25 protein-coding genes are annotated in these 24,760 nt (G+C 44.8%); 13 read left to right on the top strand and 12 right to left on the bottom strand.

The window, feature by feature from the left end; all coding sequences use genetic code 11:
• Positions 1-66 precede the first annotated feature (66 nt).
• The 5 genes from Pcarn_RS18530 to Pcarn_RS18510 form a co-directional block, all read right to left on the bottom strand.
• Positions 67-492 (bottom strand): arsenate reductase/protein-tyrosine-phosphatase family protein, encoded by a 426-nt coding sequence (locus Pcarn_RS18530; protein ID WP_261835802.1) that lies wholly within the window; start codon positions 490-492, stop codon positions 67-69.
• A 24-nt stretch (positions 493-516) separates the two neighbouring features.
• Positions 517-1,800 carry a polysaccharide export protein gene (locus Pcarn_RS18525; protein ID WP_261835801.1) on the bottom strand — a complete coding sequence of 428 codons (1,284 nt, stop codon included), beginning with the start codon at positions 1,798-1,800 and terminating at the stop codon, positions 517-519.
• Between the two features lie 631 nt (positions 1,801-2,431).
• Positions 2,432-3,655: a sugar transferase gene (locus Pcarn_RS18520; RefSeq protein WP_261835800.1), complete on the bottom strand. Its 1,224-nt coding sequence runs from the start codon at positions 3,653-3,655 to the stop codon at positions 2,432-2,434.
• Positions 3,656-3,943: 288 nt separating this feature from the next.
• The gene (locus Pcarn_RS18515; RefSeq protein ID WP_315972706.1) at positions 3,944-4,198 is read right to left on the bottom strand and encodes a GIY-YIG nuclease family protein; all 255 of its coding nucleotides are present in this window, start codon (positions 4,196-4,198) and stop codon (positions 3,944-3,946) included.
• A gap of 305 nt (positions 4,199-4,503) precedes the next feature.
• Entirely contained in the window at positions 4,504-4,893 is a 390-nt protein-coding gene (locus Pcarn_RS18510; RefSeq protein ID WP_261835799.1) for a GIY-YIG nuclease family protein, read from the bottom strand.
• Between the two features lie 58 nt (positions 4,894-4,951).
• Between Pcarn_RS18510 and Pcarn_RS18505 the strand changes: the two genes are divergently transcribed.
• The 4 genes from Pcarn_RS18505 to Pcarn_RS22180 are packed head-to-tail and all read left to right on the top strand — an operon-like array spanning position 4,952 to position 6,314.
• Positions 4,952-5,185: a hypothetical protein gene (locus Pcarn_RS18505; RefSeq protein WP_261835798.1), complete on the top strand. Its 234-nt coding sequence runs from the start codon at positions 4,952-4,954 to the stop codon at positions 5,183-5,185.
• Between the two features lie 10 nt (positions 5,186-5,195).
• Positions 5,196-5,687 (top strand): helix-turn-helix domain-containing protein, encoded by a 492-nt coding sequence (locus Pcarn_RS18500; RefSeq protein WP_261835797.1) that lies wholly within the window; start codon positions 5,196-5,198, stop codon positions 5,685-5,687.
• Positions 5,588-6,244, top strand: coding sequence for an IS3 family transposase (locus tag Pcarn_RS18495; protein ID WP_315972705.1), 657 nt, complete (start codon positions 5,588-5,590; stop codon positions 6,242-6,244). Before Pcarn_RS18500 ends, Pcarn_RS18495 begins: the two co-directional genes overlap by 100 nt.
• Positions 6,245-6,254: 10 nt before the next feature.
• Positions 6,255-6,314, top strand: coding sequence for an integrase core domain-containing protein (locus Pcarn_RS22180; protein WP_390904512.1), 60 nt, complete (start codon positions 6,255-6,257; stop codon positions 6,312-6,314).
• A gap of 105 nt (positions 6,315-6,419) precedes the next feature.
• Here the strand turns inward: Pcarn_RS22180 and Pcarn_RS18490 are convergent, their stop codons facing one another.
• From Pcarn_RS18490 to Pcarn_RS18475, 4 genes are all read right to left on the bottom strand, one after another.
• Positions 6,420-7,421 (bottom strand): LacI family DNA-binding transcriptional regulator, encoded by a 1,002-nt coding sequence (locus tag Pcarn_RS18490; RefSeq protein WP_261835796.1) that lies wholly within the window; start codon positions 7,419-7,421, stop codon positions 6,420-6,422.
• A gap of 126 nt (positions 7,422-7,547) precedes the next feature.
• The gene (locus Pcarn_RS18485) at positions 7,548-8,636 is read right to left on the bottom strand and encodes a porin (protein ID WP_261835795.1); all 1,089 of its coding nucleotides are present in this window, start codon (positions 8,634-8,636) and stop codon (positions 7,548-7,550) included.
• Between the two features lie 185 nt (positions 8,637-8,821).
• Positions 8,822-9,838 carry a nuclear transport factor 2 family protein gene (locus tag Pcarn_RS18480; RefSeq protein WP_261835794.1) on the bottom strand — a complete coding sequence of 339 codons (1,017 nt, stop codon included), beginning with the start codon at positions 9,836-9,838 and terminating at the stop codon, positions 8,822-8,824.
• A 293-nt stretch (positions 9,839-10,131) separates the two neighbouring features.
• Positions 10,132-11,430: an MFS transporter gene (locus Pcarn_RS18475; RefSeq protein WP_261835793.1), complete on the bottom strand. Its 1,299-nt coding sequence runs from the start codon at positions 11,428-11,430 to the stop codon at positions 10,132-10,134.
• Positions 11,431-11,788: 358 nt separating this feature from the next.
• Between Pcarn_RS18475 and Pcarn_RS18470 the strand changes: the two genes are divergently transcribed.
• The 6 genes from Pcarn_RS18470 (at position 11,789) to Pcarn_RS18445 (ending at position 17,269) form a co-directional block, all read left to right on the top strand.
• Entirely contained in the window at positions 11,789-13,330 is a 1,542-nt protein-coding gene (locus tag Pcarn_RS18470) for a sodium:solute symporter (protein ID WP_261835792.1), read from the top strand.
• Positions 13,331-13,341: 11 nt separating this feature from the next.
• Positions 13,342-14,712 carry an L-serine ammonia-lyase gene (locus Pcarn_RS18465; RefSeq protein WP_261835791.1) on the top strand — a complete coding sequence of 457 codons (1,371 nt, stop codon included), beginning with the start codon at positions 13,342-13,344 and terminating at the stop codon, positions 14,710-14,712.
• Positions 14,713-15,166: 454 nt separating this feature from the next.
• A complete protein-coding gene (locus Pcarn_RS18460) occupies positions 15,167-15,592 on the top strand; it encodes a hypothetical protein (protein ID WP_261835790.1) in 426 nt (141 codons plus the stop codon).
• Positions 15,593-15,603: 11 nt separating this feature from the next.
• Entirely contained in the window at positions 15,604-15,909 is a 306-nt protein-coding gene (locus Pcarn_RS18455; RefSeq protein WP_261835789.1) for a hypothetical protein, read from the top strand.
• A gap of 2 nt (positions 15,910-15,911) precedes the next feature.
• Positions 15,912-16,214: a putative periplasmic lipoprotein gene (locus tag Pcarn_RS18450; RefSeq protein WP_261835788.1), complete on the top strand. Its 303-nt coding sequence runs from the start codon at positions 15,912-15,914 to the stop codon at positions 16,212-16,214.
• Positions 16,215-16,327: 113 nt separating this feature from the next.
• Positions 16,328-17,269: a VirK/YbjX family protein gene (locus Pcarn_RS18445; RefSeq protein WP_261835787.1), complete on the top strand. Its 942-nt coding sequence runs from the start codon at positions 16,328-16,330 to the stop codon at positions 17,267-17,269.
• Positions 17,270-17,545: 276 nt separating this feature from the next.
• On the opposite strand, the gene Pcarn_RS18440 is transcribed toward Pcarn_RS18445, so the two are convergent.
• Together Pcarn_RS18440 and Pcarn_RS18435 are read right to left on the bottom strand one after the other, a co-directional pair.
• On the bottom strand, positions 17,546-18,136 hold the full coding sequence (locus Pcarn_RS18440) for a nucleoside triphosphate pyrophosphohydrolase family protein (RefSeq protein ID WP_261835786.1): 591 nt from the start codon (positions 18,134-18,136) through the stop codon (positions 17,546-17,548).
• 76 nt (positions 18,137-18,212) lie between these two features.
• Positions 18,213-18,602, bottom strand: coding sequence for a VOC family protein (locus Pcarn_RS18435; RefSeq protein ID WP_261835785.1), 390 nt, complete (start codon positions 18,600-18,602; stop codon positions 18,213-18,215).
• A 200-nt stretch (positions 18,603-18,802) separates the two neighbouring features.
• Between Pcarn_RS18435 and Pcarn_RS18430 the strand changes: the two genes are divergently transcribed.
• Genes Pcarn_RS18430 through Pcarn_RS18420 form a run of 3 tightly spaced genes read left to right on the top strand, consistent with a single transcriptional unit; the run spans position 18,803 to position 23,752 of the window.
• The gene (locus tag Pcarn_RS18430; RefSeq protein ID WP_261835784.1) at positions 18,803-20,416 is read left to right on the top strand and encodes an ABC transporter transmembrane domain-containing protein; all 1,614 of its coding nucleotides are present in this window, start codon (positions 18,803-18,805) and stop codon (positions 20,414-20,416) included.
• Positions 20,413-22,458 carry a peptidase domain-containing ABC transporter gene (locus Pcarn_RS18425; protein WP_261835783.1) on the top strand — a complete coding sequence of 682 codons (2,046 nt, stop codon included), beginning with the start codon at positions 20,413-20,415 and terminating at the stop codon, positions 22,456-22,458. The genes Pcarn_RS18430 and Pcarn_RS18425 overlap by 4 nt, the downstream gene beginning before the upstream one ends.
• A 1-nt stretch (position 22,459) precedes the next feature.
• Entirely contained in the window at positions 22,460-23,752 is a 1,293-nt protein-coding gene (locus tag Pcarn_RS18420; RefSeq protein WP_261835782.1) for an HlyD family type I secretion periplasmic adaptor subunit, read from the top strand.
• Between the two features lie 30 nt (positions 23,753-23,782).
• Here the strand turns inward: Pcarn_RS18420 and Pcarn_RS18415 are convergent, their stop codons facing one another.
• Positions 23,783-24,556: a hypothetical protein gene (locus Pcarn_RS18415; RefSeq protein ID WP_261835781.1), complete on the bottom strand. Its 774-nt coding sequence runs from the start codon at positions 24,554-24,556 to the stop codon at positions 23,783-23,785.
• Positions 24,557-24,760: the final 204 nt, after the last annotated feature.

The raw sequence follows: 24,760 nt of genomic DNA, 5'->3' as shown, positions 1-24,760 counted from the left end.
ATAGGTTCTATGTATTAGCTGTCCGCTTTAGGCTTTCAGCTATCAGAAATAGGGTTTGGAAGCTTTTTATAATCGCTTAATCCACTCTTTGGCGGACTTGTCTATCAAGTCATAGACGTGCTCGAATGCTTCGTAACTTTTCTTATAAGGGTCTGGAATTTCTTTGTTTAGCCAATGTCCGTAAAGCATGGTCTTCCCTCGTGCAGCAGGTGCTAGCTTGGTTATCGCATCAATATGACCTTTTTCCATCACTAGGATAAGGTCATTTTCAGCAATCATTTCTGAGGTGATTTGGCGTGCCTTGTGACTTGATAAATCGTAATCATGCGCAGCCGATACTTGAACTGAGTTTTCATCAGCCCCTTTATCTACCAGGGCGCCTAAACCAGAAGATGTCACCTGCTTGTTCGGAAAAGCTTGCTTTAAGATCTCTTCACCGATAGGGCTACGACAAATATTGCCGATACAAACAACAAGGATTTTATTAAACAAAAGAAATTCCTTTTAACCTTTAGCTTATGGCCAGTTGCGGATACGCAGTGCACCTTCAGTTAGCTCGTTAAAGCCCTGGATAGAAGGTAGAATCTGACGAAGAACGCGGTTATAGCGCTCAATTGGCGCGGCAGTTACATAAACAACATCGTAAGGTTGTAGTTCAAACTCAGTTCCGGTCACAAGTGCTGTTGCATCACTAATATCTAGCTGATACACGTTCGCAGTAATGCTTTCTGGACGAGGTGTTTTACCCTGCTGAGCAAGTTCTTGCTTTTGTTCTTCGCGCTGTTGTTTTTCTTCAGCGGTCATCGCATCTTCACGAACTTGAGTTAGGTACTCTTCATGTTGCTTGTCTCGGTCACCGCTACGGACAACAAACACACCGGTTGCGTTAGCCGCCAATTCGTTAATACCACCGACAGAGCTCAACGCCTCGGTTAGAGTCATTCCGCTACGATCAATCTTAATCATTGACGGATTGCTCACATCACCAAGCACAAATACCTTCTGCGCATCGTTACGAGGCACATGGATAATATCACCTTGACGAAGTAGACGGTTCTGAGTTAGGTCACCATTTTGCATTAGATCATACAAAGAGAGAGTTTCAGATTTACCGCTGCGAGTAAGCGTCACATTACGCCAATCAGCATCACCGGTAAGACCGCCTGCTTGGTTGATCGCATCTAGGAAAGTAAGAGGCACATTCGTAAGTGGTTGATAGCCCGGTTGGCGTATCTCGCCAGTTACGTAAGCCTTTTGAGAACGGAACGATGCAATGTTTACGTCTACCTGAGGGCTTTCGATATAACGAGCCAGACGACTTGAGATCTCTTTACGAACCTCAGTCACCGTTTTACCCGCTACTTTAACGAAGCCGATATAAGGGTAGAAAATAGTACCATCGGCATGGACCCAGTGACCCGCTTCTTCCGCACTACGGTATGAACCCGCAGGGATTGTCAACTCAGGGTGGTCCCAGATAGTAATGTTTAGGATGTCACCCTGACCAATCACATACTCATAGTTTGAGATCTCTGCATCAAGTGCTGGGTTACTCAACGAGTGGATAGTATCGCCACCAGCAAAATTGCCATAGCGATTTACAAATGATGGTGTCAGTGGGTATACATTGACGATCTCAACAGGAGTATTCGCTTTCTCCTGCTCAGTCATCTGGTCTTCATCTTTAGCCGTATTAATGACCTGCTTGTCGTCGGTCGGTAGGTGTGAGCCAGGCACAGTACAGCCTGAAAGCATTAGCAAGGTCGCTAAAGGCAATACCGTTTTCAAATTCGATTTCATGGATAGTATTAATTAGAGTTGTTTGGGTGGGATTTTACACAAATCTCACACTTTTGACACGCTACCGCCCAGAGGATTATTCGAAATTCCACGATTCGGTACGTTTAAATTTTCTTTTTATGTCATTGAACTGACGAATATTTCGCCGAAATCAAATTACTTCGGCTTTACCACCTATGCAACCAAATGAGCATAAACTTGTGACGTGCAAACTCTACGGGAACTAGTTAAGTTCCACAAGAAAAAGAACGCTATATTGGCGCATATTGGTAAGTAATTTATCGTTACTTGATGACATTTTAACGAACAACTTGCACGCATTTTTTGAACCAAATCACATATTCTTAGGCGAAATGCTCTAAATTACGTAACTTTTTGAAAAAAACTTACGTAATTTGAATGACTTATATTCATCAGGTTTCTCAATACATGTCAATCTTAATATGCATTGGCATTATATTAACTTTTGTAAGCTTACAAAAAGATGAACTCTATCTTGAAAGTTGTTCGAGTTAACTGTAAGGGGATACTTTTCAGTTCAACAAACAAGGGAATTATTAGAAGGGAAAAACTCTAAGTATCCGCTATAGATTCTTACACGCTTGGGAGGGTTCTTAGAGTACCGACTAGCCTAGATACCTTTTCTTAGCAATACAACACTTAGGGTTTTGATCAAAATGTACAGGTCTAGATGGATATTTTGATTTTTTATGTAATACAAGTCATAGGAGAGCTTGGTAGAAGTGCTATCTTCGTCATCGGTATAACCTTGTTCAGTTTGAGCCCATCCAGTAATCCCGGGCTTTACCGAGTGCCTGTAACCATAAAATGGGATGGTTTGCTGAAACTGCTCAGCCAGTCCTGGTTGCTCTGGGCGCGGTCCTACCAAAGACATATCGCCCTTAAGTACATTTACGAACTGAGGGATTTCATCTAGACGAGTCTTACGAAGCCAGCCACCTAACTTACTGACTCTATGTTGCTGTGAGGTAGCAAAAGATTCATGTTCATCTTCACTTGAAGACATGGTTCTGAACTTATACATGGAGAACCTTTTTCCCTTGTAACCCGTTCTCAATTGTTTAAACAAAGCAGGTTCATTTGGGTCAGAGGCTTTAATTAAAAAGGTAATGATACAAGCTGCCGGGAGCCATAAAGGTATAGCTATTAGAACAAGCGAGGTTTCAATTGCTTGCTTTGCTTTAAGATATATAGGATTTGGATTAAATAAAGAAATGCTTATTGGGTTGAGCTTTTCTGTTTCGACAGTTTTAGATAGTCGCTCAAGCAACAAATCAGCATGGTATATGGGGATATCATGTAGGCTACATTCTGCTAAGAGCCTCTTATCATTATCGCTAAGAGGTTTATGGAAGTCTGAAACGACTCCCAAGCCAATACTCGTAACTAGCGTTTCTTTGCCAGTCGGTATTAAGTGAACATTCTCAAAATCAGAAAAAAGCGAGCTCTCTACACTACTAAAGCTATGAAGCTTAAGCCCCATGCTTCTAATTTGAAACAGACGAAATCCCGCTAACCAAACGAAGCTAAAAATGAAACCAGAGAGCAATATTGGTCTTGAGTAGTCAATACGCAGAAAAGCAATCAGGACTATTTGAATGCAGTAACAACCCAATAAGACAGCTAAAACCTGATATCGCTTTTGTTTTAAGATAGCAGGTCTAGGTTTTGGTAAAAGCGTTAAGCATGCGAAATAACAAACGACCACGCCAATAGCACTATTAACGATAGTCGGCTGCACATCTGAATAGAATATTGAGCCCCATGCGGCAACACCCAACAGGTATAAACTAATAGCCCCAACATGGATAAGCAGAGTTTTACTAAAGCGCATCTTCCTTGACCACTTTAACTTGTTGATAATTCCAGTGTAATGAACCTAGGTAGAGTTTGGTAGTGGTTTTTGGGTGAAGTTGGTATGGTTTAGAAGTGTGAGTTCTCAATACCTCAAAGCGATTAGGTTCCTGATCTACAAAAGCATGGATTCTGAACCGAGTGGTAATGTGCTACTAAAGATCCCGGATATGCTTCGCATTTCGGGATGATGTCGCCCTATACAAAAAAACCAAAACCGTTACTCCGGAAAACACACGGTGTTTATCCCGAATCTCTAACCACATACTTAATACAATTCCGAGCTCAAATCCTTCCATTTAGGATTAAAGTCAGAAATCAGTTTATCCTTCCACACCCTACGCCAGCGTTTTAATCGTTTCTCTTTCAGTATTGCTTCTACCATTGAGGAATGTAATTCAAAGTAAACCAGTCTATTCACATGATGCTTTTGAGTGAAACCTTCGACGACTTTGTTTTTGTGTTGCCAAATCCTTCCAGTTAAATCAGATGTAACACCAACGTATAGAACCTTTTTGTTTATTGAACTTAGGATTTAGACGCAAGGTTGTTTTTCCATTGTCTGAAACTCCTGAACTACTTACTGACTTTGATTTAAAGTCAGTAAGTCGAAGATCCCGGATACTTGCTGATGCAAATTCCGGGACTACGACTTATCGATGGCAAGAATGTAGCTAGAAAAAGCCCTAACGCACTTTCGATTCACAAAACGGAGTAAACCAAATCTGAGCCGAAGGATAACCATTCCTCACGGCGTCATGCCGGAATGCCGGCTCAGCGGAAACGGTGCAACAGTTATCCGGTATCTTCATCCCGCTCAAACCACTCTCAGAAGTAGTTAAACAAATCCTCCCACTTAGGGTTAACCGACTCCACCAATACGCGAATATCACACTCAGGCCACCCCAGAATCTCTTTTGCTCGTTCTCTCGCAGTAGAAATATCTTGAGCAGCCTCGTAATAAACTAGATTTTGAACCAGAAATACCAATCCCAATGACTTCTGTACTTCAAGTTTCTGATTCCAAATGGTTTCTTGTAGGTTTGTCGTTGAGCTGACATGCAAGAAGGTCTGATCTTTAGAAGCTAGGACATAAACGACTGCCTGTTCACTAGCTGAATAGGCATTTATAAAGAGTGCTTTTTGTTCGCAGGAGCTTTCTTGTTCTGTGGTCTCATCGATAGCTCCCTCCACTGTAATTTTGGCTGACGTTTTCATTGCGACTCCGTTTTAGAAATGGACCGAAATTCAAGTATGGAGAGAATGGGAGTTTGGTGTGTTACAGGTGGCAGATTTACGACTTATGGTGGGGTGTTTGATACTTTTTGTAATGCTGTGGGTTGGTAATCAGAAAGGTAAAAGTAAAAAATCAGGCGTCATGCCGGAAGACATGGAATGTCTATCCGGTATCTTTAGCTACAATCGAATTAAAGATCCCGGATATTTGCATACGCAAATTCCGCTGGGCCGGCATGAACTGACCCCCAATAGTTGGACAACCAATTATTGAGGGTCTTTTTATGTCGAAATACAGCAGAGAGTTTAAACTATCGGTAGCGAAGCAATGCAGTGACGGAATATCGTATAGAGCACTCGCTAAGATATTTAATGTCAACTCCAGACAAATACGATACTGGACGCGTGTCTATGAAGAGAATGGCGAGCAAGCGTTTCTTCATAAACACCTCACAACAGCGAAAGCGAAGTTCGACGCTTTATGCCTAATGTGGGAAAACAACTGGTCGATCAATAAAACAAGTGCTGTGCTCAACCTCTCTACTCCATCTGCTTTATCTAAGTGGCTTCACCAGTACCAAGACTCTGGTGTCGTAGGGCTTGAGCCAAGATCGCGAGGACGAGCCACTATGAAATCCAAATCGCACACTACCAACAAACCAGACGATGAGATGACATTAGAGGAGCTTCTATATCTTCGTGCGGAGAATGCGGTTTTAAAAAAGTTGAAGGAGCTAAGACTGGAAAAAGAAGAACAAACCAAGAAAAAGCGCTGACTGTTTTAGCTCTAAAGCCTGATCATCCTCTTAAGTACCTATTGCGAGCGATAAAACTTGCTCGGAGTGTGTTTTACTACCAAGTAAAGGTGGCTCAGAAACCCTCGAACTATGCTAGTGAGCGTGAGCTTATTACTCGTATCTTTTATCAGCATAAAGGTCGTTACGGTTATCGACGTATCTACTGGACCTTGCGAAATAGGGGCATTCAAATAAACCATAAAACGGTCTACAAATTAATGAGAGAGCTAGGACTTAAATCCACTGTTAGACCGAAAAAGTATCGCTCCCATAAAGGAGAGTTAGCTTATGCAGCACCGAATAAGCTCGACCGAAACTTCTTTGCATCCAAGCCAGATGAGAAGTGGGTTACTGATGTTACAGAGTTTAAGGTCAAAGGACAGAAGGTCTACCTATCACCTGTCATCGACCTCTTCAATCAAGAAGTGGTGTCTTATCAGGTGACAAAACATGTTCGACTTCCGCTGGTACTAGATATGTTGAAAGCTGCGATTAACAAGCTCCCAAAAGGAACTCAGCCATTACTACAACACTGAGCGAATCAAAGTGAAACTGAAAGGCCTGACTCCGATAGAATATCGAAACCAAGCCTTGAAAGTTGCTTAAGAGAAATGTCTAACTTTAAGCGGGCACTTCAGCATTCCGGGATGACAATATTAGTTGGTGAGTTTAAGTTACCAACTGATCCAAGAGTAAGCTCTATCAGTAGTACTAAAGCGTAGTATCCCTCTCAACCAAAGTAACCGGCACCATAAGCTTCACTCGGCTCATGTCACCTTCTTTTATTTGGTCTACCAAGATCTTCACTGCCTCTTTCGCTAAGCGGTTAAAGTCCTGCTTAAAGGTAGTGAGCTTGTAGCTATGCCACTTGGCTTGTGGGATATCATCAAAGCCTATTACTTGAAAGTCTTCTGGTATCTTCAATCCAAACTCGAAACGAGCAATATCCATTGCGGCCATGGCAAGGTTATCCGTCGCGCAGAATACCGCCTCTGGTTTAGTGCCGTTTGAAAGCATTTTACGGATGGCTGGGATGGCATCTGCGTAGTCGTAATTTGCCTCTATAACCTGAGGAGTAATACCTGACAGGTCTTTGAACTCGTCGCAGAAACCTGATGTACGTTCGGTATTGGTTACTGTTGGAACCTCACCAGTAAGATAGGCCACTTTTTTTGCGCCTTTGGCATGGAAGTGCCTTGCGGCTATTTGGCCGGCAGAGTAGTTATCACTTACTACAAAACTGCTCTTGGTGCCCTCTACAACCCTCGCGTACTGCACAACTGGAATGTTGAACTCTTCACACTCTTCATACAGCGCGGTGTTGAAGGTCGCGGATGCGGCAATCACACCATCTACACGGTACTGGAAGATGTTGGGAATAGAGTGTTGGTTATCATCCGTAACCTGCCAAGGAATAAGAACTGCAGAATAGCCATAGCTTTGCAGCTCCATACTGATGCGTTGCAGGGTTTTCATGTGGATCGGGTAGTCTGCGTCGGGGAAAACCACGCCGATCAATTTGGATTCGTTAGTCGTCAAACTGCGTGCGAACGCGTTTGGACGATAGTTAAGCGCTTTGGCTGCCTCGTAGACTTTTTGTTTAGTTTTCTCTGAAACCGAACTGCCCGCGACAAATACACGTGAAACCGTGGATTGGGATACCCCTGCCAACTTTGCGACGTCTTTTGATGTAACTGTTGTTTTATTAGACATTTTCATTGAAATAACAGTGCGATATTGAGAATTTTAACACATTACTCCAACTTATCTCGTTGAAGAAGATGGCAAAAAAGCCCCAAGCATGACACTTGGGGCTGAGCGCGTTCTAACTTTGGAAAATTAGAAGTAGTAACGGATACCAGCTGCCCACTGGTCATCACGATTTTCAAACTGATTACCAACTAGTTCGTCTTTGCCTAGATCAATTTGGTATTCAGTCCATACAAGGAATTTGTTCTTAGTGAAGTGGTACTCAAGACCAGGTACTAGCAGGTTGCGCTCGTAGCCGTTTGTCTCGTTACCGCGGTCTTCCATGTAGTTATAGATAAGCGTTGGACGCAGACCGTTTTCGAAGTGGTAGTAAGTGTAGATTTCACCACCAAGGGTATCCATCATGATGTCTTGTGCACCCTGAGAAACCGCTTCCCAGTTCTCACCTACGTGGAAGGTTGCACCAGCGTAGAAACCACCATTGGTGTAGTTTGCACCAAGAAGCATGATGCGCATGTGGTCGCCGTCTTTAATACCAGCTACAGCGCCTTTAGTGATTGCACTAATTTCATTTTGAAGATACGAAGCACCAAGAGTGAAACCTTCGAAGCCTTTGTAAGTTAGAGAGCCACTGATGCCATTTTTAAGAGTAACTTCTGCATTGGAAGCCAGTTTTACGTTTTCACGAGTAGTCTGGTAAGTGAAACCGTAGCTGATGTCTTCGTTAATGCTGTTACGATAAGTAATTGAGTTTTCAGCACGGCCTGCGCCAGATGCGATACCCCAATCTGCAAGGTTGTAAACACCAGAGCCACGCGTACCGAACACACGGCCAAGGTCAGTGTACCAAGCTACGTCGTAGAATGTAGACCATTGCTTAGTACCTGCAGCGATCTTACCGTATTTGTCGTGCTCAACGCCTGCGTATAGAAGACGGTCATAGATGTTGTCGCCGTTAGCACCAGAGTTGTAGCCCCACTCTGCGTGACCAAAACCAGTCCAGCCGTTGTCTAGACCCATAGTACCTTTTAGGCCGAAACGAGAAGAACCGCTGTTCCACTCACCTTCGTCGCCGTTACCACGGTCTTGATAGCGTAGGTCAAAACGACCATCAATTGTTAGAGTGTCACCTGCTTCGTTAGTCCAAGTGTGTGCTGCAAAAGCTGAAGTAGAGGTCAGAGCCGCTAGAACTAGCAGGCTAATATTTGTTTTTTTCATCTGTTTTTCTCAACCACTTATCGAGCGATAAAAATCTGTGTTGGGCAAATTTCAGGTATAGGGAGGCTGTCCGTGCGCTATGGGCTCGAAAAATGTTTCTACGTTTTGAAAGCGGTGCCTCAGACTAGAGGCACCTGTTGGGAGCAATCTCGAGCCATCCGGAAAATGGCTCAAGAAACTTCATCTTATAGTGAAGGGTTCATGATCTGTTGAGTACGTTCGAATACGTCCAGACCTTGTTGTTTTAGCCAGTAAGGTAGGTCGATTAGAACCCAGTTCTCAGATAGCTTGTCGCCGTCACGGTAGTAAACGTCTACTACTTGCATGTCTGCACGTACTTCACCACCAGTCATACCTAGGAAGCCACCGATTGGCGTGTTAGATAGGTTCGGCCAGCCGAAGAAGCAAGAGAAGCTACCTTCTGCGAAACGACATACGTGACCGTTGAACTTCTTGTCTTTCAGGTTGTTACGGAAAGGAAGTTGGTGTTGCTGCTGGTAACGAGGGATGGTGTAAGATGCACCGATACCACATGGGCCGTACCAGATCATATCTTCAGACCAGCTCTTAGCTAGTACTTCTGGTGGGCAACCCATAGCTCCGCTGTCGTTAAGAGCAGATAGGTCAGCAACCATCTTGTTTACTAGGTCTAGAGTAGCTTGACCTTCTTCAGGAGCAGCATCTTCGAACAGTAGACCGTCGTGGTTACGTGGACCAGGGTATGTGAAGTGGCGACCAGTTGATTGTGGAAGTGGGTAAACACCCGCTTGATCCATCATGCCTAGTAGGTCAACGAATAGACCAGTCTTAGTGATCTTACCGTTTTCAACACAGTTGAACTCAGCGTAACGAAGGTTCATGATCTTGCCAGTTGGGCGCATGCCTAGGTACTCAGCGTCGAATAGACCCATGAAGTGACCCATGCTCATTACCCAGATTTCGCCAGAAGTCACTTCGTTTTCACCACCGATGAAGATGTCTTGACGACGCTGCATGCGAGTCATTGACTTCATTAGAGGAGACCAGAAAACGTCAGCTGCTGCTTGTGCGCCTTCTTGCTCACGGAACGGGTAAACACCGCGGAATAGGTAGTCTTCTGAAGTGTGTGCTTTTAGTACTTCTGCAACGTTTTCGTGAGTTGCGTTTTCCATTGCATCGAAATATTCACGAACGATGCGTTTTGCTTCTTGATATTTAGACATGGTTAAAAACCCTTCTATTAAATGCGCCGAGGCGCTGTCTTTATGTTTAGGTCGGAAACCACTGACGGTTGTCAGCCATTTCCTGAATCTTGATTACCTTGTCCGTGGTAGGTTTTTCGATACGTCTTGTATCGGTTTGGTTTCGTAATCCCCAAGGGGTATTCCACCGTCGGTGTTCTGGGAGATCCCGGCTCAAGGCCGGGATGACAGTTGTAAGTACGTTAGTACATTGCTTCAACCGTTCCCGTCATCCCCGAAGTCTCTTATCGGGGATCTTCCACCCTAATAACTAATTAAGCTTTCGCAGTTTCAGCTTTGTCTTTCTTGTAGAACACGCCGCCTTTTAGAGTCTCTGGCAGTGTTAGCCATAGTAGACCTGCGATGATCCAAACGATTGGTGAACCCCACATTGCTGTTTGTAGGTCGGTACGCTCTTGGATGAAGATAAGTACCATTGGAGCCCACATACCGATGATACGACCACCGTGGAACAGTGCTGCACCGTAGCTGCGTAGGTGTGCTGGGAACAACTCAGAGAAGTAACCGCCCCATACCGCTGAAGAAGACAGACCAAAGTTATAAATCAGACCTAGGATAGCTAGCATGTTTAGGCCGCCAATCACTACATCACCTGGTGCGATGAAGAAGATTGAAACCATGATACCCGCTAGGATGAAGCCGAATGCGTTAACCTTACGACCGAACTTATCTGATGCCCAACCCCAGAACCATGCACCGAATAGTGAACCGAATGCAGAGATAGAGAAGATTAGACCGATAGTTGCGCCGTCAAACATACGTACTTCACGTAGGTAAGTCGTTACGAAGCCACCGAAGAACTGGAAACCGTAGAAGTTAAGACCTGAAAGAAGTAGACAGGTAATAGTGATAGTACGGTAAGGCTTGCTTAGCATTTCGCCCCAAGTGCCCTTCTTCACTGGCTCTTCGCCAGTTTCAGATGCTTTAGCTTGCTCTTCTTCGCCGAACGCGATTACTTTTTTATCGCTTGGCAGAACAAAGATCATGAGCACAGCTGCAGCTAGCGGTGGAACACCACCAACCCACATTAGGCTCTGCCAAGGTGCATCAATGCTAGTAATAAATGCTGCATACGCACCCATTGCAACTAGAGCAACAGAAAACATAGAAGAAGCAAATGCCGTCAACTTACCACGAACAGTTGGGTTAAACAGACCAATCATCAGGCTTACCGCTACTGTGAAGTAACCACCTAGAGAAAGACCGATGATGAAACGCATCGCTGCCCAAGTTGTGTAGTCGGTGAACATCATGTTGATGATAGTTGCACCACCGTTTAGAGCAGTAATCGCGATAAGAGTCGATTTCTTACCGAAGTTAGTTGCGAACCATGCACATGAAAGCGCACCAATCAACGCACCCACTGACTGCCAAGTGTAGAACTGAGCAGTATCTGACAGGCTGATGCCGTCATATGCTTCAACGATGTATGGGCGTACGTAGTCAATAATTACAAAGTTATAACAATAGAAAAAGTAGCCTACTAGAATTGCTAGATAAGCAGCTACCCTTTGAATCATTGGAACTTCGCTCATGTGTTTCTTGGCTGTCATGACCGAGAATCCTCTGTTTGCTTGAGTTTATAGTTCTTTAATTACCAAGCCGTTGTTCCAGATTAACGACAGCTTGATGTTGATTTCGGGGACAAGTTTAATCCGTTCAATGAATGCAAAACAGTGATCGAAATCAATTTTAAAATGAATACGCACCCATTTGTATGGAATAGGCGATCTTGATCACAATCATAGGCGGGTTGAATCGGATTAGGCTACAATTCATGCACTTTAGATGGTATAAAACGCCTTCTCATGCTCGAACACGGAATTTTGGGCTGATAAAAACAATAAAAAGCACTAAATAATGAGCAATAAGTAGTGCGACACTCCGTGAAATTGAGGTATCCCAACAAAAATGGTTACGCAGTCAAGTTTAGTTGTCATTGCACTCTATATCGCAACTACCTTATTTATCAGTTACTTAGTTAACCGCCGTTTTAATACTGGTGGTGACTTTTCTACGGGTGGACGTCAATTTGGATGGTTCACTGCCGGTGTTTCAATTCTTGCTACCTATATAAGTGCAATGACCTTTGTGGGAATGCCAGGCTGGGTGTTCTCTAGCGGTATGCAGGCGATGAACATTCACCTTAACTACCCGCTGGTTATCTTTTTCACTGTTATCTTCTTTATACCTGTGTTCTATAAGCTGCAACTTACCTCTATCTATGAGTATCTGGAGCACAGGTTTGGTATCTACGCTCGAACCATTAATTCCATCGTATTTATTCTGGTTCAATGTATTTCTGCAGGTGTGATTCTGTATGCCGTGGCGCTGATTTTGGTGCAAGCTCTGCCGATATCAGTGTCCGAGGCCATCATCTACATCACTATATTTACCGCTATCTATACCTATGCGGGAGGTATCTCTACGGTTATCTGGACAGATATGTTGCAAAGCGCGGTATTGATTGCTGGTACTATCGCAATCTTCGCTATCTTGGTGATGGATTTAAGCACGGGTAAGACACTACCTGCGGATCAGTTAGAAATCATTAACCTGTCAACTGATCTAAGCCAAGATACAACCCTATGGGCGGGTTTGTTTGCTGTGAGTTTTCTCCACCTTAGCGTATATGGTTCTAACCAACTGATTATTCAAAGAACACTAGCCACTCGAAATGTAGAAACAGCGCAAAAGTCTATGCTGGTTTGCGGCTATTTCGCCTTCTTTATCTACCTGTTCTTTGCTGTTATCGGGGTACTGCTCAAGGTTTACTATCAAGATGTAGAGTTCTCGAACGCCAATGAAGTGATTTTGGACTTCGTATTCAACCACACCAACCCAATTGTGATTGGCCTTATCATGTCGGCGCTCGCTGCTGCTGCCATGTCCACATTGGATTCCACTTATAACTCTATGGCCACGGTTGCTACCTTTGATCTTTACAAGCGATTCGTTAAAAAAGACGAAAGCAAACTGCACTATGAAAAAGTTGCAAGAAAGATGAGCCTGTTGGCCGCGGTTAGTGTAGTCTTGCCGGCTTTGTTTGCGGTATCCAACGAATCCGTACTGAAAACTATCGCTAGCCTTACCTCTATTTTCGTGGGTATCCGCCTTGGTTCTTTCCTTCTTGGTCTGTTCTTTAAGAAGGCAAATGAGAAGGGCGTTATCGTTGGTAGCATTCTGAGCATGGTCGCAGTTTTTGTAGCACATCAAGCAGACATCGCTTGGCCTTGGTATGCTCCGCTCGGCACATTTGTATTTTTGGTTGCGGGTCTATTGACCAGCGCCTTTTGGGGCAGTAATACCCCTGAGCAGATGGATTTCATCCAGAAGCAGAAACATTTATTTGCAAAGCCTCAAGTTAGTCATTATGGACTGTTGGTATTCGCCGTAGTCACCGTGGCAGCTTGCTTTGTAATCCCTGATTGGCTGTTAGCCGCATTGTCGTAATAGGTAAAAACATGTACTCAATTTTTGATATCTATAAAATAGGTGTCGGTCCTTCAAGCTCCCATACCAATGGTCCAATGCTTGCTGGCCACCATTTTACCCAACTCATCACCGCTGATATCGCCAAGGTGGCGCGTATTCAAGTGGATTTGTACGGCTCATTATCGCTAACTGGTATTGGTCACCATACTGACCGTGCCTCAATCTTGGGTCTTCTGGGTAACCGTCCGGACACCATCAAGATCTCGAGCGCTAATGCTGAAATGCGAAAAGCGATCGATGAAGGCAAGCTGAACATAGCTGGCGATCACCTGATCGACTTCAACTATGACAACGATATCCTGTTCCACACAGAGAACCTACCTCTGCACGAGAACGGTATGACTATCTCTGCATTTGATGCTTCAGGTGAGCGTATCGGTTTTGAAACCTACTACTCTATTGGTGGTGGTTTCATCGCAACTGAATACGAACTGCAACACGGTAAGTCGACCTCTGATGTTGAAGTAGAGTTCCCATTCGGCAGTGCTGAAGAGATGCTAAACAAGGCGGAAGACAATGGTCTGAGCCTGGGTGGTATGGTGCTTCGCAACGAGCTTGCGTTTAAATCTCAAGAAGATATTGATGCGAAAGCTGAGCAAATCTGGAAGGTGATGAGCCTTTGTATGGAGCGCGGTTTTGAAACTGAGGGTATCCTAGATGGTGGCCTGAACGTAACCCGTCGTGCACCTAACCTTCTTAAAAAGCTAGAAGCAAACGCTGCGGTTGAAAACGATCCTATGGAAATCATGGATTGGATTAACCTATTTGCATTCGCAGTAAGTGAAGAGAACGCAGCTGGCGGTCAGGTTGTTACCTCACCAACTAACGGTGCGGCGGGCGTTATTCCTGCAGTTCTGATGTACTACCACAGATTCATCAAAGAGCTAGACCTTAAACAGCTTAAAGACTTTATCGCGGTATCTGGTGCTATCGGTATCCTATATAAGACCAACGCATCTATCTCTGGTGCTGAGGTTGGCTGTCAGGGTGAAGTAGGCGTATCTTCTTCAATGGCTGCGGCTGGTCTTACTGCACTTCGCGGTGGTAGTAACGAGCAGATCTGCATCGCAGCTGAGATCGCAATGGAGCACTCGCTGGGCATGACCTGTGACCCAATCGGTGGTTTGGTTCAGGTTCCGTGTATCGAGCGTAACGCTATGGGTGCAATGAAAGCGATCAACGCATCTCGCATGGCGCTTAAGCGTTCAAGCAAATGCCTGATCTCGCTGGATAACGTTATCGAAACCATGTACCAAACAGGTAAAGATATGAACCGTAAGTATCGTGAAACCTCTCTTGGTGGTTTGGCGATGATTCACCTTGCTCCACCTTGTGAGTAATGGTTAGATTTGACTAATGATACCCACTCTTACGAGTGGGTATTTTTTTGGCTGGATATATTCAGGAAATCAATATTTTACGCTTTCTTGGTGCTTAATCAGGTTAATTGGATATTTGTAATTGGGTGCTTGAGACAAGGTTAAGTGCCAAATACAGGTCCCGGCTCAAGGCCGGGATGACGGTCCATTCGACAAATAACTTATCTGTAAATGTCATCCCCGCAGGCTTTCAGCGGGGATCTTCAACCGTACTTACCCAACAATCTGACAGCTTAAAGCTCACAGGTGAAAGCTAAAAATTATCCAATATTCCAATAACGGATAATTACTACCCGCAAATACCATCTATTCACATATGCAATGCTTTGTTACTTTTTCCCGCACACTTTGCGTTCCTTTGGTAATGCCACTGGTTTACCATGCCGCGTCTTTCACTCTGATTAGGAAACGATCAATGAAACTGCTGAAAACTGTACTTGTTGGTGGTGCGCTTCTGTCTCTGACAGCTTGCTCGCAACTGCACCATGTACAAATTAGCGATATCGACCAGAGTCAGGGAGCGTTGACGCCAATTAGTATTCGAGTCAATGAACTTGGGTTTGATGCAGCTGAAACAGCTCAAATCGCGTCTGATCTTGCAAGAAGCGAGAAAGACTCGGAAAACCTACAGGCCGTGGCAACTATCTTGGCACTAATGAACATGGGTCCATCTACGGGTAACCCTGTTTACAACGACGCTTACGCTGACCAAATCATGCAACAAGTAAACGCTCAATGCCCAAGTCACAAGCTTACTGGCCTGACTTCAGTGCGTGAATCAACCAATGTGGGCACTGTCAGTGGTGAAGTCGTTCGTGTTGACGGCTTCTGCATCAACTAGGAATTCAAAACATGTTTAAAAAAGCACTAATTTTGGCAATTACCGCAGTATCACTGTCTGGTTGCGTAGGTTTGAACACAGTTTCTCTAACCTCAGTACCAGCCGAACGTGATGCCAAAGTAACGGCTTCTGCATCTGACTGGAACTTTATCGGTATCAACTTCAACAACGACATCGTTGACGAAGCAGTCGCAAACTTACAGCAACAATGTCCAACAGGTAAGATTGAGGGTGTGCTAACCAAGCACCAGACCACCGGCTACGTACTTTTCTTCAAGCGTGAAATCATCGCTACCGGTTACTGCAATAAGGCGTAATTATGAAGAAGCTAGTCGTTTTCTTACCCCTATTACTTGCTGCTTGTAGCAGTAGCGTACACATGTCGCAAGTAAGCCAAAACCCAAGTGTGCAAGTCACGAACCCACAAACCGTGGAAGTAGAGACAGAGCAGACTGTGGTTATGGGCTTTGCCTTTGATACTGATTATGTTGATCAAGCCTACGCACATGTCCTTGAACAATGTCCAACAGGTGCCTCTATGGTCAATGTGGAATATGTAACCGACCACGGTTTTCTGCATTGGACGAACAAGATTCGAGTTAAGGCACTCTGCGAAAAGTAATCGATAAAATAATATGTGCTAGATAAAGGTCACGCCTTTATTTAGCGCCTATTTTGACTATGGTTTACCGACTCTGGGTGGCTTGATTCTCTTCAAGGCAAGGGTGAAACCATATGTATTCTAGCGAACTGAACAGCGCAGTTTCTACACAAGAACTAGCTAAGCTTTCCTATCCATCGCAAAACAATGTTAAAGGCATCTGGCTAAAGTCGCGCTTCTTCGTACTCAGCAAGGTGTATCGCGCAACGTTCTCTCGTATCGCTACTCTGACCGGCAACTCACTGTTTCGACATGCTGTTGAACAAAAGCCTCGTCTTTTAGAAAAAGCACTCAAGCCATACCTGTATGTGGATATTCCACCAGCAGAGCGCATGCGTCATATCGAGCAGCACTTTACCTTTCTTAACCAGACCTTTGGCCATAACCTTGAATCTGCTTTTGAGAATGGATTAACCCTATTCGAACTGACTGATTCTCAAGAAAATGACTACAAGATCATCCTGTTTGACGGTGAGATGCGTGAGGGATCGCTGGGTATTCGCCTGATCAACAGCCTTGGGCAGACCATCTATTCGATTACCTTTAATCTAACCACTACGCCTGAGAAAACCATCCATATTGGTGCACTGAAAGGCCCAAGTGATAAGGTTGAAGACCGTAATCAGGTAATCAAAACCCTGACCCGCTCATTCCACGGCCTGCGTCCAAAAGCATTAATGGTTGAGTTAGCCCTATTCTTTGCAAGAGCGCTTGGCTATGACAAAGCGGTTGGTGTTTCGAATAAGGGGCACATCTATCAGGCGCTTCGTTATAAAGGTTCGAAGAACAAGGCTGTAACTTTCAACTACGATGAGCTTTGGGATGAGTATGGCGCGACTGCGATTGATAAGTATCGCTTTGAGATCCCTACCCTACCTGAGCGTAAAGACCCGTCGACACTGGCAAAGCGTAATAAGCGCCGTTTATATACGAAGCGCTATGCTTGGTTGGATGAGATGGAAGTTAGTTTGAAGACTCGATTGGAGGAGCTAAAGGTTGGGACTAGTGAGTTTTAGTTCGTATACCCTCTTTTAATTCAACGCAGTCGTCATGCCCGTGCGCTCTTAAACCGGCACATTTTTATCTGCGGAGTTTAAGAAGATACCGGATAGCTTTTAGCAAAGCTTCCGGTATGACGACGCTTCTATTTGCTTGAGCATTTATTAAGAAACGTCGTCCCGGAAGTTGCATCGCAACTATCCGGGATCTGTATTCCGCACCTATTTAGACAGTCCGAAATAGAGTAGTTATTTCACATAATCTGAAGGCTGATAGCTTAAAGCTGACAGCTATCACTCCCCCACAAAACTCAAATCCACCGCCTGATAATACTTATTCTTAAGTATCTTACCCTGCTTGATCACAATCCCTTCATTACTCTTAGAGTCCTGATCGCAGAACACAATGTACTTATCGTTCTTAAGCTTGTAGTCAGCACTAATGCCTTTAGCCGCATAGACATCAACCGTCTCTTTCGCCTGTGTTTCATCTAGCGCCGCCTTACTCATATTGCTTTGGTGTACTGCATCCCAACATTGCTCAAATGGGATTTCTAGGGTATTCGCAACATTCAGAAGCACATCTACCTGACGCGCGATAGTTGTTTCTGCTAGCTCCTTATGGCCCGCGTGTACTGCGCGACCTACGGCAACATAAACAATATCGGTAATTGCATCCGCTTGGTCTTCTTTTGAATCAGCACGCGCAAGCTCAGCTAGCTCTTCAATCATTAGGTTTGAGTGAAGGTGGCATAGAGCTTCGTTTTCAATGCCTGTCTCGATCGGCAGATTAAACAGTTGACGGAACTCGGTGATATCAGCGTAAAGCTTGTTCCAAAGGGTCTCTGAAAGTGCGGTATAAGATGAGTAGAATTCTGGCTTCATGTTCGTTGTTCTGTGGTGCAAAAAGGTTACTTTCCCATGTCGCCGGGTTGAATGCAATGCAGCGACACCATTAGATTTAAGGCTTAGTTGGCTGAATCAAATCAAACTTGTTGCCATATAAATCTTCAAAGATAACTACAGTGCCATAGGGCTCAACGCGTGGCTCCTCCAAGAACACGACATTTCGTTGTTTGAACTTCTCATAGTCACTCCAAAAGTCTTCTGTCTCAAAGATCATCAAGACCGAACTGCCCGCTTGTCTGCCTACAACCGCTTCATCTTGCTCTGAAGCTTTCAGCAATTGAACGCGAGTTCGAGCAGATTTATTAGGTGCAATTAGAAGCCAACGTCCCATTTCGGACTCAAGGTCTTCTACCACCACAAAATCCAGTTTTTCTATATAAAAATTAAGTGCTTGCTCATAATCTTTGACTAATAAAGCAACACTGCCAATACTTGAAGGCATACGGTAATTCCTGCTGTTAAGTGGCTGACTCGTTTAACAAAATTTTGCTTTCACGACTATGAGCTGAATACTAATTCGTGATTGCAGATACGTAAACTTATAAACCAACCGAATATGCAATGCGGTAAGCGTTTAAAATTAATCACTTTTTAACCAAATGATGTAAATCGTTTTTTCCTATTAGGCGGATAATAAGAAAAATGGCTGCAAATCTCACTGCACACACATCAAAATCCAAGACGGTCGCGAGGGTATTGCCTTCATCACTGCTCATCAACCTGATGTCACTTGCGATCCCCTTGGTCATCCTACAGATCTACGATCGTATCCTTCCCAACCAAAGCTATGGCACGGCTTTTCTGTTGGTGTTTGGTGCGACCTTAGCCATCTTGTTGGATGCATTTCTTCGTTATGTACGGACTTGGATGCTAGGCGCTGCTGCGGTTAATACCGAACACAAAACCTATCAGACCATCATCGAGCGCTTAAGTAGTGCAACCCCTGCTCAGATTAAGGGACTGAAGCCTGGGACATTGCAAGAGAGTCTAAAAGGCGTAGCCCTTATCAAAGACTTCTATTCAGGCGGTTTTATCAGTGGCTTGATTGATGTGCCTTTTGCCATCATCTTCCTGCTGCTGATCAGCTACGTAGGTGGTGCACTGGTTATCATCCCAGTCGTGGTTTGGGCCATAACCTTCGCTTTCGTATGGTTGTTCACTAAAAAATCTAGCGAACATGCGCTATTTGCAGCGAACTCCGAACAAGAACGAATGAACTTTCTTATCTTGGTATTTGGCTTCTTAAATAACGTTAAGAGCCAAGCGTCTGAATCTAAGCTGTATCGCTATTTCAAAAAGCTTAATCAAAAACGCTATCTAGCAACCTCTGAATCCGAGCGAAACATCGCTATGGCTCAGGAGCTGATCCAGATTGCAGCCATGGGCACCTCAGTTGCCATGGTATTGATTGGTAGCTTGAGTGTTTTAGACGGCACACTAACCACAGGTGGTCTTGCTGCTTGTTCTATCCTTGCAGGTCGCGCGGTTGCACCGCTGAGTGCCCTGCTTGGACTTCGCCTTAAATACAGCTCTTTCATGGTAGCTAACCACTCGCTAACTGAGCTAATGGATGGTCTTACTGAGGCAGACCAGAAAAAACCAGATAACCAAGAGTTTCAATCTTTAGCACTATCAGATATTACCTTTAACCGCTTCGATCGTAGCTTCCATTTCGACCTGAACCTGAAACAAGGCGAACTGGTCGATATCTGTCATCTAGATACCGATGTTGCAAGCCATGCAGTTACTCTAGCCGCCGGATTAGAAGTCTCTGAAAAAGGAACGAGTACTTGGGGAAAAGAACCTATAGAGACGTCATCAAAATGGTGGCGTGAGAATATTGGTTTTGTGTCAACACGCCCGAGCATAGTCTCTGGTAACCTGTTAGATAACCTTTGCGCGTTTAATAATGAGCGCATCGAAGAGGCTAATCTACTAACCAATGCCCTTGGTCTAAATAAGATCATCTCAGAGCTGGCTGATGGTGTTCAAACTAAGGTTGGCTTTAACCTTGGCACTAAGCTTAGCCGAGGTACCATAAAGCTGGTGTCTATCATTGGACAACTGTCCCAACCTACCCCTGTGGTCATCCTTGATCGTCCTGAGCGAGATCTCGATCTAGAATCAATAAATCGCCTCAAGTCTGTACTTGAGTTTTATATCTCAAAAGGACGTAGCTTTGTATTAAACAGTGAGCATCCACTGCTATTGGAACTGTCAAAACAAAGCTTTGAAATCACGGAGGATGCACAGTGAACACAAGTTATATAAAGAGCATTCAAGACATCCTCAAAGTATTGGATGTGGATGCCGGTATTCAGAACTTCACCAACGAATGGCTGGCTTCCAATCCAGTCGTTGAAAGTGGCGACCTGTTTGAACTTCTGGATCGCTTGATGATCCCATATGAGGTTCATCCAGCTTCTAAGAAACTGGCCAAGATAGAACATCAGATAGCGGTGCGCCTTACCGATGACAAAGCGGTTAGCTGTAAATACGGCTTAGACCACTACTTTGAATATGATCAAGAGCAGTTTGTGCCTGCTGGTATACCTGACGAAAAATATACCGATGTGGTGATCTTGGTATTAGACAGACCAAAAGAAAAGCATGAAATTGATTGGTTTGAGAATCGCTTAAAGGACTACAAAGGCATAGTGCCTCGCTTGTTGGGTATTAGCTTGCTGGCTAACTTGTTCGCCCTATCGATTCCTTTTATAACCATGTCGGTTTATGACCACGTTATTGGGGGCGATGCCCGCGGTGAAGTCATTGGTATCGCTATCGGCGCGATCTTGCTGTTCTCCATGATGCTATGCCTCAAGGTACTTCGTAGCCAACTTCTCACTACGGTAGCCAATCGTATCAGTCGTGAAATCACTCAGGTACTGCTGCGTAAGGTTATCTCGGTGCCTTTGGCGAACAGTAGACAAGCAAGCGCTTCGTCGTTTCTAAACCGTTTAACCACGGCCGAATCGATAAAGGGCATGGTACAAGGCCCGTTAGGTGGCGCCCTATTTGACCTGCCGTTTGTAGTTATCTTTATTGTCGCTATCGGAGTTTTAGGTGGATGGTTGGTAATAGTGCCAATTATTGCACTGCTGCTTTATTTTGTATTAGCTCTGCGCCACTACAAGAAGCAAGCACTGTTGAACAATCAGGTTACTGTGTCCGGCACGACTCGCTATTCACTGGTATATGAGCTAAACAGCAAGCTGGATTATCTTCGTTCAAGCCAAATATTGCCTCGCTGGAGCAATCGCTTCGCTAAAGCGAATACCTTGACCTCGAAGAACAGCTTTAGCCAACTGACACATCAGGCGAAATACACCTCGATCTATTATGCCATTGGGCTTTTGAGCACACTGGCTATTATTGGTCTTGGTATCGAGCTTATCTTCGCTCAAGAGCTTTCTGCCGGTGGGCTAATTGCAACCATGATGCTGATATCACGCGTGACTAGTCCTGCCCAGATGCTATCTAACAGTTATTCGAGGATTGGTCAGTACAAGCAAGCCAAACTGCAGATAAACCAAACTATGACGCAAAGGGCTGAGGGTGAGTTTTCCTATCAGCACCATAAGCTTTCTGAAGAAGCACCTTCGGTAGAGCTTGAGCAAGTTACGCTACGCTTTCCGAACCAATTAAAACCTGCACTCTCTGGTGTGAGCTTTTCTGCAGAGGCAGGACAGGTTATTGCGATTACAGGCCCTATGGGTTCGGGTAAAACCACACTGCTTGAGGTATTGGCTGGCCTCACTGAATTGCAAAATGGCGTCATCAAATACAATGGTCACAACCTAACCCAGTATGACCCGCAACTGCTGCGACAGTGGCTAGGCTTCTATGGCGATCAGCCGCAGATTATTCCTCTAACGGTGCGTGAATTCATCGCTGACAACCGTGACGTAGAAGACCACACTATTATTGAAGCGCTGTTTGGTGTGGGAGGTGAGCATTGGTTTAACTCTCTAGAGCAAGGCTTAGATACCCAGCTTAATGATTTGGAATCCTTGTCTCATCCACTGTCTAGCTTTGAGGCAAATGTACTGCTTAGAGCGAAACTATTTTGTCATCGCTATCCTTTAGTCATTTTGGATAACCCAGTCGTATCCAATCGCGAGAAGCAGATTTTCCTTAACTGGATAGAGAAAACCCGAGGAGATAGCACCATTATATTTACCTCGCACGACGCTGATATCATCAAAGTAGCAGATCAGATTGTGGTCCTTGACCAAGGTAATGTGAGCTACGCTGGACCTATACCAGAGGCAGAAACAGTGGAGGTTGAAGCCTAATATGGAACACGAAAACGCAGAGGTAATCGAGTCGCAGATTACCCGAAGATTACTGTCACTGAGCACCTATATCATAGGTGCCTGCGTGGTTTTCTTCGTCGCTTGGACGGTACTAACTCAAGTAGATGAGATAGCCAAGGCCAAAGGCTCAGTCATCCCTGAAGGAGAAAGACAGGTACTTCAGTCCGAACTTGGCGGGAAACTAAAACAGGTATATGTGAAGCGCGGACAATTGGTAGAGGTTGGCGACCCTATTGTTGAGTTTGATTCCACCTACCAGACCACAGCGCTAGATGAGCTCGAATCCCAGCAGGCCAGTCTTATCCTTGGTATTGAACGCATGTCTGCACTTATCGAAGAGCGCGATCCAGACTTTACACAGTATGCTGTCTCTTATCCTAATGTAGTTGCTGAGCAACAGGCGCAACTGGCTGCAACCAAGGCTCTGTGGTCCCGTAAAAAAGCCGTACTTGAGAAAGAAAGTGAACGTATTGCAGAAGAGCTCAAAGGTGTAAACCGAGAGATACCTGCTGAGCGCCGTCAGTTAAACTCCTCTCGAGAAGAGTTAAAGATCCTCGAACAAGGTCAAGCCAAAGGTAACATTTCCAAGGTTCGAGTATTAGAGATGAAGCAAAAGATTGGCTCTATTGAGACTGAACTGGAGCAAGCCAAAGGCAAAAAAGCGGTTCTTCTGAAGCAAGCTGAATCCAATCAAACCAAGATTGACCAACTGCATGCTGAGAACATCTTAGAGATACGAAAAGAGAAGTCAAAAGCGGTGTCTGACCTATCTGCGCTCAATGCGAGAGTTCGCTCTGGTCAGGCTAAGGTAACTGGCACCATACTTCTTGCTCCGGTCAAAGGTCTTATCCAAAGCTTGCCAACGACCCACAATGGCTCAGTGATCCAGCCGGGTGGCACGGTTGCAGAGATAGTTCCCGTTGAGGGTCGTGCTGCGTTTAAAGCTAAGTTGTCACCAAGGGATATTGGTTTTGTATCTGTAGGTCAGGCTGCAAGAGTGAAAGTAGATGCTTTTGACTACAGCCGTTTTGGTGCCCTTAAAGGTACGGTCACCGAGATATCTCCGACCACTAGCCAAACTGAGCGCGGCGAGATCTATTACGATGTTGTTATCGAGGTAGACAAAGGGTACTTCCGAGATGACCCAGAGCGATTTGCGATTCTGCCCGGTATGACTGGCGAGGTGGACATCACTACAGGTGAAAAAACCGTTTTCCAATATCTATGGAAACCCATCTACACCAATGTCAGCCGAGCATTCGGCGAGAGATAAACCAAAAGGCGCTCAATAAGCGCCCTTAGTTTATAGTGGGTAACCCTGACAGCGAGTCACGGTTTGCAGGCTCTCTAGCTTGTGGACTAGAGCCAGCAACCACACCGACTTGCTTGGGTCTTTTATCCCACCCACGTTACAAGTATGCGTATCTCCGGCGCTATCTTTGACTCGAACCTCCACCTCTGCTTGACTCCTATCCACCTCTAGAGCTTTAGAAAGAGACTCAGGCTTAATACCAGACTGAGTCAGATTACCTTGTACAACCTCAGCATAAGCCACCTCTACATCGATAGCCCCCTCTGTGGTATTGATGAAATAGAAGCGATTCTTCCCCTCTACCTTTGTTGTATCTGGCTTAGCCACTGCGAAAAAGTTAAAGCTATTCTCGGCATCGATTCGAGTTGTATCACCCACAAGGAATATCAAAGGTGACACTTTACGATTTACAAAGCGAACTTGGGTTTGTCCTGTATGAATCGGCTTATTACGCTCTATATCAAAGGCAACCTCATAATCCACCGAGCTCAGGTCCTTCACCTCCGCATGAGAAATAACTCCGTCTTTAGCATAGAGATAATCAGGGAGATAAGTACGATTGGTGCGCTTACCCATGGTCGGGCTTTGATAACTGACAGTAAGCGCTAGTGGGCTATAAGACGAATCATCCACCGGCGTGCCTTGATAGACAAAGTTATACACCTGATAACGAACCTCCACAGGTTCAGGTTTAGGCGGCGCTTTTTTCGTACACCCCACAACGAAAACCGTTAAAGCAAGTACAGCCATGTATGTGAATTTCATCTGCCCGTCCCTTTGAATGCTTTGGAGTGGGTGTAAGTATGGCAGAGAAAGTGAGCTTTGAGCGTTCAGCTGTAAGCTTTCAGTGGTGGAATGGGAAGAATCGCGGATAAGAAGATCCCGGATATTTGCAATGCAAATTCCGGGATGATGAGTGGAAATTTGAATTACGAGAGGTAGATAGAGCGAAAGATAGTTACTTAATCA

The sequence above is a fragment of the Vibrio ishigakensis genome, from assembly GCF_024347675.1.
Taxonomy (GTDB): Bacteria; Pseudomonadota; Gammaproteobacteria; order Enterobacterales; family Vibrionaceae; genus Vibrio; species Vibrio ishigakensis.
This window is presented reverse-complemented; position numbering and strand designations above follow the sequence as displayed.

Coding starts and splice junctions, on each gene's coding strand:
- Pcarn_RS18525 (WP_261835801.1), bottom strand. CDS start 1,800: ATGAAATCGAATTTGAAAACGGTATTGCCTTTAGCGACCTTGCTAATG.
- Pcarn_RS18520 (WP_261835800.1), bottom strand. CDS start 3,655: ATGCGCTTTAGTAAAACTCTGCTTATCCATGTTGGGGCTATTAGTTTA.
- Pcarn_RS18510 (WP_261835799.1), bottom strand. CDS start 4,893: ATGAAAACGTCAGCCAAAATTACAGTGGAGGGAGCTATCGATGAGACC.
- Pcarn_RS18500 (WP_261835797.1), top strand. CDS start 5,196: ATGTCGAAATACAGCAGAGAGTTTAAACTATCGGTAGCGAAGCAATGC.
- Pcarn_RS18490 (WP_261835796.1), bottom strand. CDS start 7,421: ATGTCTAATAAAACAACAGTTACATCAAAAGACGTCGCAAAGTTGGCA.
- Pcarn_RS18485 (WP_261835795.1), bottom strand. CDS start 8,636: ATGAAAAAAACAAATATTAGCCTGCTAGTTCTAGCGGCTCTGACCTCT.
- Pcarn_RS18480 (WP_261835794.1), bottom strand. CDS start 9,838: ATGTCTAAATATCAAGAAGCAAAACGCATCGTTCGTGAATATTTCGAT.
- Pcarn_RS18475 (WP_261835793.1), bottom strand. CDS start 11,430: ATGACAGCCAAGAAACACATGAGCGAAGTTCCAATGATTCAAAGGGTA.
- Pcarn_RS18470 (WP_261835792.1), top strand. CDS start 11,789: ATGGTTACGCAGTCAAGTTTAGTTGTCATTGCACTCTATATCGCAACT.
- Pcarn_RS18465 (WP_261835791.1), top strand. CDS start 13,342: ATGTACTCAATTTTTGATATCTATAAAATAGGTGTCGGTCCTTCAAGC.
- Pcarn_RS18460 (WP_261835790.1), top strand. CDS start 15,167: ATGAAACTGCTGAAAACTGTACTTGTTGGTGGTGCGCTTCTGTCTCTG.
- Pcarn_RS18455 (WP_261835789.1), top strand. CDS start 15,604: ATGTTTAAAAAAGCACTAATTTTGGCAATTACCGCAGTATCACTGTCT.
- Pcarn_RS18450 (WP_261835788.1), top strand. CDS start 15,912: ATGAAGAAGCTAGTCGTTTTCTTACCCCTATTACTTGCTGCTTGTAGC.
- Pcarn_RS18445 (WP_261835787.1), top strand. CDS start 16,328: ATGTATTCTAGCGAACTGAACAGCGCAGTTTCTACACAAGAACTAGCT.
- Pcarn_RS18440 (WP_261835786.1), bottom strand. CDS start 18,136: ATGAAGCCAGAATTCTACTCATCTTATACCGCACTTTCAGAGACCCTT.
- Pcarn_RS18435 (WP_261835785.1), bottom strand. CDS start 18,602: ATGCCTTCAAGTATTGGCAGTGTTGCTTTATTAGTCAAAGATTATGAG.
- Pcarn_RS18430 (WP_261835784.1), top strand. CDS start 18,803: ATGGCTGCAAATCTCACTGCACACACATCAAAATCCAAGACGGTCGCG.
- Pcarn_RS18420 (WP_261835782.1), top strand. CDS start 22,460: ATGGAACACGAAAACGCAGAGGTAATCGAGTCGCAGATTACCCGAAGA.
- Pcarn_RS18415 (WP_261835781.1), bottom strand. CDS start 24,556: ATGAAATTCACATACATGGCTGTACTTGCTTTAACGGTTTTCGTTGTG.